This is a genomic window from Streptomyces sp. OZ13 (assembly GCF_052068155.1).
In the GTDB taxonomy this organism is placed as follows: Bacteria; Actinomycetota; Actinomycetes; order Streptomycetales; family Streptomycetaceae; genus Streptomyces.
On the sequence record NZ_JBQHCZ010000033.1, the window covers coordinates 1 to 12,080 of the forward strand.

General features: G+C 71.2%; 7 protein-coding genes. All 7 read left to right on the top strand.

Annotation, left to right across the window (positions count from 1 at the left end):
• Positions 1–2,992, top strand: a 2,992-nt coding sequence (locus tag ACTMTU_RS35735; RefSeq protein ID WP_441267592.1) for an SDR family NAD(P)-dependent oxidoreductase, incomplete at its 5' end; no start/stop codon positions are given.
• Positions 2,993–3,042: 50 nt separating this feature from the next.
• Complete coding sequence (locus ACTMTU_RS35740) at positions 3,043–3,924, top strand: alpha/beta hydrolase (RefSeq protein ID WP_441267593.1); 882 nt, start codon at positions 3,043–3,045, stop codon at positions 3,922–3,924.
• A gap of 21 nt (positions 3,925–3,945) precedes the next feature.
• Positions 3,946–5,247 carry a cytochrome P450 gene (locus tag ACTMTU_RS35745; protein ID WP_441267594.1) on the top strand — a complete coding sequence of 434 codons (1,302 nt, stop codon included), beginning with the start codon at positions 3,946–3,948 and terminating at the stop codon, positions 5,245–5,247.
• A 61-nt stretch (positions 5,248–5,308) separates the two neighbouring features.
• The gene (locus ACTMTU_RS35750; RefSeq protein WP_441267595.1) at positions 5,309–5,842 is read left to right on the top strand and encodes a DUF3291 domain-containing protein; all 534 of its coding nucleotides are present in this window, start codon (positions 5,309–5,311) and stop codon (positions 5,840–5,842) included.
• Positions 5,843–5,899: 57 nt separating this feature from the next.
• Positions 5,900–7,084, top strand: coding sequence for a macrolide family glycosyltransferase (locus ACTMTU_RS35755; protein ID WP_441267596.1), 1,185 nt, complete (start codon positions 5,900–5,902; stop codon positions 7,082–7,084).
• Between the two features lie 98 nt (positions 7,085–7,182).
• On the top strand, positions 7,183–8,823 hold the full coding sequence (locus ACTMTU_RS35760) for a glycoside hydrolase family 1 protein (RefSeq protein ID WP_441267597.1): 1,641 nt from the start codon (positions 7,183–7,185) through the stop codon (positions 8,821–8,823).
• A gap of 183 nt (positions 8,824–9,006) precedes the next feature.
• The coding region (locus ACTMTU_RS35765) for a type I polyketide synthase (RefSeq protein WP_441267598.1) at positions 9,007–12,080 on the top strand (3,074 nt) is incomplete at its 3' end.

Consider the following 12,080-nt stretch of genomic DNA (forward strand, 5'->3'; position numbering starts at 1 on the left):
GCTGCTGGCGGATGGGCTGGACGTGTTCGTGGAGGTCAGCCCCCACCCGGTGCTGATCATGCCGTTGACGGACGGCACCCTGCACGCCGGCCACGACCAGGCCGTCGTCGCGGCCACACTCCAACGCGACCACGGCGACCTCACCCAGTTCCTGCGCACCGCCGGACTGCTCCACGTCCACGGCGTCCCCGTCGACTGGCGACGCGTCCTCGGCGAAGCACCCGTGGCCGCACTGCCCACCTACGCCTTCCAGCGCCGCCGCTACTGGATCGACACCCCCGCCAAGACCACCACCACGTCCACCGCCGCACCCGTCGACGCCTTCTGGACAGCCGTCCGCGCCGGCGAGAGCGGCCGGATCGCGGACCTGCTGGACGCCCCCGCACCCCTGCGCGCCGGGATCGACGAACTCCTGCCGCTGCTGGCCGCCTGGCAGGACAAGCAGCACACCCACGCCACCGTCGCCCCCTGGCTCTACGACGACGTGTGGCAGCCGCAGGCCCCGCCCGCCACCACCCCCGCCGCCCTCGAAGGCGGCTGGGCCCTGGCCGCCGGCCCCGACCAGGCCCGCCTCGCCGACGAACTCGCCCGCGAACTGCGCCTGGCCGGCGCCACCGTGCACCGCCTCGACACCGGCCAGGACCGCACCGCACTGGCCACCGCCCTGAACACCCTCGCCCCCGGCCTCGCCGGCATCGTGACACTCGGCGGCCTCGACACCACCCTCGACACCGCCGGTGTCCCGCACGGATTCCGCACCACCCTCACCCTCGTCCAGGCCCTCACCGACACCGGCCTCCCCCTGCCGCTGTGGATGCTCACCCAAGGCGCGGTCAGCGTCGACGGCACCGAACCCCTGCCCCACCCCCTGCAGGCCCTGGTGGCCGGACTGGCACGGGTGACCGCCCTGGAACAGCCCGCCCTGACCGGCGGCACCGTCGACCTGCCGGCGAGCCCCCACGACGGCTGGGCCCTCCAACTCGTGAACACCCTGCTGGCCAAGGACCACGAGGACCAGATCGCCCTGCGCCCCGACGGCCGCTACGTCCGCCGGATGCTGCGCACCGCCCCCGACCGGCCCGCCACCGCCTGGACCACCGGCGGCACCGCACTGATCACCGGCGGCACCGGAGGACTGGGCCTGCACCTGGCCCGCTACCTCACCCGGCGCGGCACCACCCGCCTCGTCCTGGCCTCCCGCACCGCCTCCCGCTCGGCCGCCGCCGCCGCACTGCGCGACGAACTCGCCGGCGCCGGCATCACCGTCACCACCGCCGACTGCGACATCAGCGACCGCGAACAACTGCGCCGGCTCCTCGAACACTGCGACGACGACGCGACGCAACCGCTGCGCGTGGTCGCCCACCTCGCCGGCATCACCCGTGGCACCGCCCTCCAGGCGATCACCCCCGACCAGATCGGCGAGGAACTGGCCGCCAAACTCCACGGCGCCCGGCACCTCCACGACCTGCTCACCGACCGCCCCCTGGACGCCTTCCTCCTCTACGGCAGCGGCGCCAGCCTGTGGGGCGGAGCCCACCAGGCCCTGTACGCCGCCGCCAACACCGGACTCGACGCCCTCGCCCGCCACCGCCGCACCCTCGGCCTGACCGCCACCGTCGTCCACTGGGGCGGCTGGGCCGGCGAGGGCATGCTCACCGCAGAGGCCGAAGAACACGTCCAGGCCCGCGGCCTGTACTCCATGGAACCCGCCCACGCCCTGCACGCCCTCGGCGCCGCCCTCGACGCCGACCTGACCACCCTCGGTGTCGCGGACATCGACTGGGCCCGCTTCGCCCCCGCCTACTGCGCGGCCCGGCCCCGCCCCCTCATCGAGGACATCGACGACGTCCGCGCCGCGCTCGCCGCCCACCAGTCACCCGACGACGCCCTCGCCGGCGCCCGCCTCGCCGACGAACTCGCCCGCATGAGCCCAAAGACGCGCCTGCACCACATGACCGGGATCGTCCGCACCGAAATGGCGCACGTCCTGGGCCTCGCGGCCGCGGACATCCCCGACCGGCAGCCGCTGCAACAGCTCGGATTCGACTCCCTGATGGCCGTCACGGTCCGCGGCAACCTCGCCCGCGCCACCGGTCTGCCCCTGACCACCGGCATCCTCATCAAACACGCCACCTGCGACGGCATCGCCCGCCACCTCGTCGGCGAACTCCACGGCGAGCCCGCCGGCCCGCCACCGCCGCCCGCCACCGGCGACAACCCCTGGCTGCGGGTCCTCAAGCCCGCCGCCCGGCCGCACGCCCGGATCGTGTGCCTGCCCGGCATGGGCGGCACCACCGGCGGCTACACCCCCCTGATCCGCAACCTCCCCGACGGCGTCGAACTCCTCGGCGTGCAGATGCCGGGCCGCGAGGCCCGCACCGACGAACCCCCGATGACCGACATGACAGCCGTCGCCGAACACATCACCATCGCCCTGTCCGGCCACGACCCCGTCCCGCTGGTCCTCTACGGCCACAGCCAGGGCTCCTGGCTCGCCTGGGAAGTCGCCCACCGGCTCGCCGAACGCGACGACGCACCACCGCTGTCCCTCGTGGTCGCCTGCGCCCGCACCCCGTTCGCCGACACACCCGAGATCATCCAGCGGATCGGGGAGGCGACCGCCGCCTGGGACGGCACCTCGACCGCCCACCTCGCCGAGGTCTACCAAGGGCTGCTGCCCCAGCAGATCCTCGACAACGAAGACCTCCTCACCGAGTACATCCAACGGCTCGTCGTCGACGTCCAGCTCGGCGAGAACCACCGCGAGACCCTCGCCACCGTCCACCGCGACCCGCTGAAGATCCCCGTCGTCGCCATAGCCGGCACCCACGACCCGGTGGTCCCCGCACCGTCCATGGACAGCTGGCGCGAAATGACCCACGGAACCTTCACCCGGCGCAGCATCCCCGGCACCCACGCGGCACCGCTCGAGAACGCACAGGCCATGGCCGCCGAACTCCTCTCCGCGATCCCCGCCCCGGGCCGATGACCCGCCCGCCCGCCCCCGCCCTTCCTGACACACCTTCACGGAGGAACGCCATGCCCGAGATCCAGCGCCCCGACGGTGCCCGCATCCACTACCAGGAGCACGGGGAAGGATTCCCCGTCCTGCTCCTCGCCCCGGGCGGCGTGAGCAGCCAGATCGAATCCTGGGACGCGAACTTCTACCACCCCGTGCGCGAACTGGCCCCCCACTTCCGCGTCATCGCGATGGACCAGCGCCACGCCGGCCGCAGCCACGCCCCCACCACCCCCTTCTCGTACGAGCAGACCACCGGCGACCAGCTCGCGGTCCTCGACCACCTCGGCATCGACCGGGCCCACCTGGTGGCCGCCGGCAGCGGATGCGCCCACGCCTGGCGGCTGACCCACCAGGCCCCCGACCGGGTGGCCGCCGTCGTCGGCCAGGAGCCCGCGGGCCGGGACTCCACCAACACCCTCGGCTCGTTCTTCACCGAGTTCGACGAGGCGATGCGCCACGTACGCGCCGCCTCCCTCGACGACCCCGACACCATGGGACTGCGCGCGGTGATCGAAGCCGCCCTGCACGAGCCCCGGTTCAGCCTCAACCCCGCCGCCGGGCCCTTCGCCCAGCGGCTCCACGACGACGCCGCCTTCCGCGAGGAGTTCCTCACCTTCACCCGCGAAAGCTACGTCACCCGCCTGGTCCGCTTCCGCGACGGCGTCTGGCCCGACGGGTCGGCCTACTTCACCGTCCCCGAGGAGTGGATGACCAGCTTCCCCGCCCCGCTGCTCCTGCTGCCCGGCAGCGACCTGCACCACCCCGAGGGCGTGTCCAAGCGCATCGCCGCGGAGGCCCCGCGGGCGACCCTCCTCGACCACGGCTTCGACGCCCCCGAGCGGCGAAACGCGACCGTCGAGGCGATCACCGGGTTCCTCACCGCGCACACCCCCCGCTGACAACGAAAGAAGGCAACCGCGATGCCCACCCTCGACTCCCTCGACATCACCAGCGAAGCGCTCATCAACGAGCGCGGCTACCCGTGGAAGGAGTGGGAGCAGCTGCGCCGCGAGGCCCCCGTCTACTGGTACCAGCGCCCGGGCTACGAGCCCTTCTGGGCGCTGACCAAGTACGACGACCTCGCCTGGGTCGCCGCCAACCCGCACCTGTTCACCGTCAGCCAGCGCGTGCAGATCGAGACCCCCGACGAGATCGAGCCATTCGAGACCGAACGGGTCCGCCGCGCCGAGCAGTACGGCCACCCCGTCGACTACCACTACGGCCTGCCGTTCATGGACCCGCCGGGCCACCTCCAGGTGCGCAAGGCCATCTACCCGGCCTTCACCGCCGGCGGTCTGGCCGAGATGGAGGTGCGGCTCAAGGAGCTCGCCGTCCAGCACGTCGCCGAGTTCACCCAGCTCCTCGACGAGCGCGGCCACGCCGACGTGGCGCACGAGCTGTCCGCGAAGCTGCCGCTGGCCGCCCTGTTCGACCTGCTGGGCGTCCCGGAGAAGGACTGGGAGTACCTCTTCGACCTGCACCACAAGATCGCCAGCGCCTTCAGCTCCGGCTTCAAGTCCCTCGACGGCGAGGACCCGCAGGCCGCCTTCATGCGCCTGATCATGGACCTCGACGACTACATGGCCCAACTGGTGCGCACCCGCATGGCCGAGGGCGGCGGCGACGGCAAGGATGTCCTCAGCCGGCTCGCGAACGCCCGCCTGAACGGCGAGAAGCTCCAGTTCCACGACATCTCCTACCACTTCACCAACCTGGTGCACGCCGGCAACGGCACCAGCCGCAACGCGATCGTCGGCGGCGTGAAGGCCCTGCTGGAGCACCCGGACCAGCTGCGGAAGCTGATCGAGGACCCGTCCCTGGTCGACAGCGCCGTCGAGGAGATCCTGCGCTGGACCTCGGTGGGCATCGTCTTCGCCCGGGTCGCCAAGCAGGACCTCGAGATCCGCGGCCAGCTCATCCGCAAGGGCCAGACCGTCGCCATGGTGCACCCCTCGGCCAACCGCGACGAGGACATCTTCGACGAGCCGGACCGCTTCGACATCACCCGCTCGCCCAACAAGCACCTCGCGTTCGGCGGCGCCGGCGAACACCGCTGCATCGGCATGGCACTCGCCCGCATCGAACTGCGGGCCATGTTCCACGCACTGCTGCCGCTGCTGCCCACCCTGGAACTGACCGGCGAGGGACGACTGCACGTCCTGCGCATGGTCGTCGCCGAATACGCCGAGCTTTCCGTCCGGCGCAAGCAGACCGCCGCCTGAACCGGCCGCGGGCAGAGCGCCACGGCGAAATCCACGGACAGACAGGGAAGAGGGGACGGACGTGTCCACACAGGAAGCCACCGGCAGGAAATGCGCCGGCGGCAGAACACTTGAATTGCCGACGACACTCCAGGGATTCGCCGACTGCGACGAGACGGATCTGCAGATCGTGGTCCCGTGGACCGGGCCCGCCATCGACCCCGGCACCGGATTGCTGCGCGGCCCCCTGCCCGACCGGTATCTCATATCCGCATCCAGCGGATGGCCGAAACCGGACGCCGAAGAGACGACCGCTGACATGATTCAGGTCCTCATACAAGAGGGCTGGGAAAAGTACGGGATGCTGGCCGCCACCTTCGCCTACTCCGAGCGCTGCTGGAACAGCGCCAAGGGCCTTTCCATCTGGAAGGACGAGGAGTCCATGCGCGCGTTCGTCGCGTCGGCGGAGCACATGGCGGCCATGCGGAAGACCAAGAAGGTGATGTACGCGTGGGAGTCCACCCACTGGGTCGCCACGGAAACCGCACGGCTGCCCACCTTCGCCGAAGGCAAATCGAAACTCGCCGAAGTCCGCGAGGACTACCCCGTGCGATGACCATCCGACCGGCCGGCGGCTCGTCCCACCACCCCGCCCCCCACAGAAACAGGTGACATGAGTAAGCACATCGCGTTCTTCAACTTCCCCGCCTTCGGCCACATCAACCCCAACCTGGGAGTGGTCCAGGAACTGGTCCGGCGCGGCCACAAGGTCACCTGCACCACCACCGACCACTTCGCGCCGGCCATCGAGGCGTCCGGCGCCCGCCCGGTCACCTACACCTCCGTCTTCGGCGACTACTACACCAGCCCCTACACCCCCGAAGCCCTCAAGGGCGAAGGCCTGCGCTGCTTCAACGAGGCGAAGACCCTCGCCGAATCCGCCGAGGCCTTCTACGCCGACGACCGCCCCGACCTCGTCGTCTACGACTTCATGGCCTGGGGCGCACGGTTCTACGCCGCGAAGCACGACGTGCCCGCGATCAGGCTGCACCCCTCGTACGGGGCCAACGAGCACTTCGCCATCCACGAGAAGTTCCCGGTCGCCGAGATGAGCGACCCGCTGGTGATGGACATGCTCACCCAGCTCGAGGCGCACCTGCCGAGCATCGGCCTGGAAGGAACCTCCGCGATGGAGTTCCTCACCAAGATCGAGGACCTCGGCATCATCTTCCTGCCCCGCGAGTTCCACTACGACGGCGACACCTTCGACGAGCGTTTCGTCTTCGCCGGACCCTGCCTCGGCGACCGGTCCGCCTTCCAGGGCAGCTGGCAGCCCACCGGCGACCGGCCCGTCCTGCTGATCTCCCTGGGCACCGCCGCCACCGGCTGGCCCGAGTTCTTCACCATGGCCGTCGAAGCGTTCCGCGACGCCCCCTGGGAGGTCGTAATGGCCGTCGGCGACCACGTCGACGCGGCCGAACTGGGCGACCTGCCCGCCCACTTCCACGTCTCCCGGCACGTGCCGCAGCTCGACGTGCTGCGCCACGCGAGCCTGTTCATCACCCACGGCGGCATGAACAGCACCATGGAATCCCTCTACAACGGCGTGCCCATGGTCGTCATCCCCCAGATGAACGAGCAGCGGGCCAACGGCCTGCGCGTCGAGGAACTGGGCCTCGGCCGGTTGCTCACCGCCTCCGACACCACCGTCCAGAGCCTGCGCAAGCTCGCCGACGACGTCCACGCCGACCAGGGCGTCAAGGACCGCGTCACGGCCCTGCAGACCAAGATGCAGCAGATCGACGGACCGGTCGTCGCCGCCGACGCCATCGAAGGGTTCCTGGCCTCCGCCCGCTGACCCGCCCCCTGACGACCGCAGCCGGCCGGACCGGACGGGGGCCCCACGCCCCCGACGACCCGGCCGGCTTCTTTCTGCAGATTTATCAAGGAGAAGACGTGAAGCGAATAGCTCTGCCGGCCCTCGCCGTCGCCCTGGCGATGACGACGGTGCTGGCCATGGAAGTGAACGCCGGAGAGCAGCAGGAGCCGAACTCCCTGCACCCGCACGCGAAGAACGGCGCCTTCCCTCCCATTGGACCGATATCCGGCCCCGCGGGCAAGAACGGATTCCGGTTCGGAGTGGCCAGTTCCGCCACCCAGATCGAAGACCGGAACCCCAACACCGACTGGTACAAGTGGACCCGCCCGGCACCCGAGGGAATGGGCAAGAGCCCCTTCGTCGGAGAAGGCGTCAAAGGTTACTCGAAAGCACTCCAGGACGTCCGCCTCATCGAAGACCTGAATGTCGACTCCTACCGATTCGGCGTCGAATGGGCGCGCATCGAACCCCGGCGCAACGTCATCGACAAAAACGCCCTCGCCCACTACAAGAAGCAACTCGACGCCCTCGCCGCCAAGGGCATCCGCCCCATGATCACCGTGCACCACTTCGCCAATCCGGTATGGGTCGACGACCCGGCCGACAACGAATGCGCGAACGGGCCCCGCGACACCAACCTGTGCGGCCTCGACCACCCCCGGGGCGGCCCGCTGGTCGTCAAGGAAATGGCCGAATTCGCCGCACTCCTCGCCACCACGTTCGGCGACCGCGTCGACGAATGGGTCACCGTCAACGAACCCATGGTCTACATGACCCTCTCCCACTCCTTCGGCGCCGGCCCGCCCGGCAAGTCCAGCCTGCTGCAGGGCGACGTGAAACGCTTCGCCGCCGCCCAACGCACCTACATCCAGGCCCACGTGGCCATGTACGACGCCATCAAGAGCGCCGACCGCACCGACACCGACGGCGACGGCGCACCCTCCAGCGTCGGCCTGACCACCGGCGCCCAGGAATACGTCCCGGTCCACGACGGCAAACTCAGCAACGACCCCAAGGACATCGCCGCCCGCGACCGCTACCGCCAGTTCATCGACTACAGCGTCGTCGACTCGCTGTGGCAGGGCCGGTTCGACCAGGACCTCGACGGCACCATGGACGAGGCCCACCCCGAGTGGAAGAACAAGATCGACTGGCTCGGCCCGCAGAGCTACTCCCGCACCGGCGTCTCCGCACCCGGCTCCGACCCGGCCGGCATCCTCTACCCGGTCCTCAACGTCGAGGTCTGCCTGAACGAACCGAGCCTGCCCCTGCTCGACAAGACGTACTACGTCCCCACCATGGGCTACGAGACCAACCCCGAGGGCCTCTACACCGTCCTCAAGGAGATCAGCAGCCGCTACCCCGGCCTGCCGCTCGTCGTCACCGAGTCCGGCCTGGCCACCGAATCCGGCAAGCGCCGCGCCGAACACCTCGTACGCGCCCTCGAACAGATCCAGCGCCTGCGCGCCGAAGGCACCGACATCCGCGGCTACTACCACTGGAGCCTGCTCGACAACTTCGAATGGCTCGGCGGCTACACCCCCCGCTTCGGCCTCTACCGCGTCGACCGCACCACCATGGAACGCACCCCCACCGAGGCGGCCACCGTGTACGCACGCATCGCCGACCGCCGCTTCCTGACACCCGCCGACAAGTCCCGGTACGGCGGCAGCGGCCCCCTCACCCCCGAGCCGGCCGCCGCCGGCGCCGAACGCTGACCACCTGAACACACCTCCTGGCACGAGGGCCGCCCCGCACCGTCGGAGCGGCCCTCGGCCCGTCTGGACGGCCGCTCGAGCACGCCCCGAGCCGCCCCCACCAGGGTGGATGCGGTTGCGTCCGGGCGCGGACAGGGGTGCCACCCGCACGGACATCGGTCGCAGAAGGGCGAGGGTGAACACATGAGCATGGCCAAGGAGAACGGCGACAGCGGTTCCTCTTCCACCGCCCAGGACATCGCACAGTTCATCCAGGACACCGTCGCCGACCTGCTCGGCACCACCCCCCGGTCCGTCACCGCCGACCGGCCCCTGCACGAACTGGGCATGACCTCCGTCCACACCATGGCCCTGACCGGCCGGCTCTCCGCCCACCTCGGCCAACCGGTCCCCAGCTGGACCGCCTGGCAGTACCCCACCGTCTCCGCCCTCGCCGCCCACCTCGCCGGCGACCCCGCCCCGGCCCCCGCGCCCGGCGCACCGGCCGGCCGCCAGGGCCACCACCACGAACCCGTCGCCATCGTCGGCCTCGGCTGCCGCCTGCCCGGCGGCGTCGACAGCCCCCACGCCTTGTGGCAGGCCCTCACCGACGGCCTCGACGCCGTCCGCGACGTACCCGCCGACCGCTGGAACATCGACGAATGGCACGACGAAGACCCCGACGCCCCCGGCCGGACGACCACCCGCCGCGGCGGATTCCTCGACGACATCGCCGACTTCGACGCCGGGTTCTTCCGCATCTCACCCGCCGAAGCACGCCAGATGGACCCCCAGCAGCGCATGGCCCTCGAAGTCGCCTGGGCCGCACTCGAGGACGCACACATCCGGCCCGCCGACCTCACCGGAACCCGCACCGGCGTCTTCCTCGGCACCATGGCGCAGGAATACCACCTGGCCACCGGAGCCGACCCCGCACAGATCGCCACCCACTCCGCCACCGGCTGGGACAACTCCGTCATCCCCGCCCGCATCGCCTACACCCTCGGCCTCCAAGGCCCCGCCATGGCCGTCGCCACCGCGTGCAGCTCCTCCCTCACCGCCACCCACCTCGCCGTACAGAGCCTGCGAGGCGGCGAGACCGACACCGCCCTCGCCGGCGGCGTCAACGTCATGCTCCACCCCCACACCACCGTCGCCATGACCAAGTTCGGCGGCCTGAACCCCGACGGCCAGTGCCGCGCCTTCGACGCCGACGCAGCCGGCTACGTACGCGGCGAAGGATGCGGCGTCGTCGTCCTGCGCCGCCTCTCCGACGCCCTCGCCGCAGGCGACCGCATCTACGCCGTCATCCGCGGCACCGCCGTCAACAACGACGGCGCCTCCAACGGCCTGACCGCCCCCAACCCCCAGGCCCAGAGCGACGTCCTGCGCACCGCCTGGCAGGACGCCGGCATCGCCCCCAAGGACGTCTCCTACATCGAGGCCCACGGCACCGGCACCCTCCTCGGCGACCCCATCGAAGCCGAAGCCCTCGGCTCCGTGTTCGCCCCCGGCCGCACCGAGCCACTGCACATCGGCTCCGCCAAGACCAACTTCGGACACCTCGAACCCGCCGCCGGTGTCGTCGGCCTCATGAAGACCGCCCTCGCCCTCCACCACGGCGAACTCCCCGCCAGCCTCCACTTCCGCACCCCCAACCCGCACATCGACTTCACCGGCAACCGCCTCGAAGTCGTCACCACCCACCGGCCCTGGCCACCGGCCCCCCGCCGCTACGCCGGCGTCAGCGGCTTCGGCTTCGGCGGCACCAACGCCCACATCGCCCTGGAAGCACCCCCCGCCCGCCCCCGCACCCTGCTCGCCGTCGGCGCCGACACCCCCACCGCCCTGACCCGAGCAGCCCACGACCTCATCGACGGCATCCGCAACGGCGCCACCCCCACCGCGCCCGGCACCGGCCCCTACCGCCTCTTCGCCGCCGCCGACCACCCCGCCCGGGCCGCCGACACCCTCGCCGCCCACCTCCACACCCTCGACGCACACCCCGCCACCACCGGCGACCAACGCCCCGCCCTCGTCTGGTTCTTCTCCGGCCACGGCTCACAGTGGCTCGGCATGGGACGCGACCTGCTCACCGAACCCGCCTTCCGCACCGCACTCGCCGACTGCGACGCCGCCGTACGGGAATGCACCGGCTGGTCCGTCACCGAACAGCTCTGCGCCCCCGAACACCGCACCGCCCTCCACCGCACGGACATCCTCCAGCCCGTGCTCTTCGCCCTCCAGATCGCCCTCGCCCGCACCCTCGACGCCTGGGGACAGACCCCCGACGCCGTCCTGGGACAGAGCGTCGGCGAAGTCGCCGCCGCCGTCGTCTCCGGCGCCCTGACCCTGCGGGAAGGCGCCCGGATCATCACCACCTGGTCCGCGCTCATCGCCGAACACGCAAGCGGCCACGGCACCCTCGTCGTCTGCGACCTCCCCCTCGAGCAAGCACGCGACCTCGTCGCCGGCACACCGCTGAGCATCGCCGGCCACCTCGCCCCCGACCAGGTGTGCCTGGCCGGCCCCCTTACCGCCGTCGCCGACACCGAACGCACCCTCACCGCCGACGGCATCCGCGTCCACCGCGTCAACATCGACTACGCCGCCCACAGCGCGGCCCTGCGCCACCTCGCACCCGAACTGACCGCCCGCCTGGGCGACATACGCGGACGCACCACCACCGTCCCCCTGCTGTCGACCGTCACCGGCACCCCCGTCGAAGGCACCGCCCTCGACGCCGCCTACTGGGCACGCAACATGTCCGAGCCCATGCTCCTCACCGAGGCCGTACACGCCCTCGCCGACCGGTACGACACCCTGCGCATCGTCGAGATCAGCCCGCACCCGGTCGCCCGGCACTCCATCGAACGCACTCTCGCCGCCCTCGCCGACGGCACGACAGGCAGCACGACAGCCGGCCGGGTGCTCGCCACCTGCCGGCGCGACCAGCCCTCCCGCCCGGCACTGGAAGACCTGACCGGCCGCCTGTGGTGCGACGGCCACCACGTCGACTGGACCGCCGTCACAGGCGGCCCCGACACACAAGAAACCCCCGTGGTCCTGCCCCTGTCCGGCCACACCCCTGGCGCCCTGGCAGACAACGCGGTGCGTCTGGCCGACTGGTTGGAGGGTGCTGAGGCGCCGGCTTTGGCGGATGTGGCGGTGTCGGCGGCGGGCCGGACGTGTTTCGAGTATCGGGCGGGTGTGGTTGCCGGTTCGGTGGTGGAGGCGGTTGCTGGTTTGCGGGCGGTGGGGGAGGGGCGTTCGGCCGT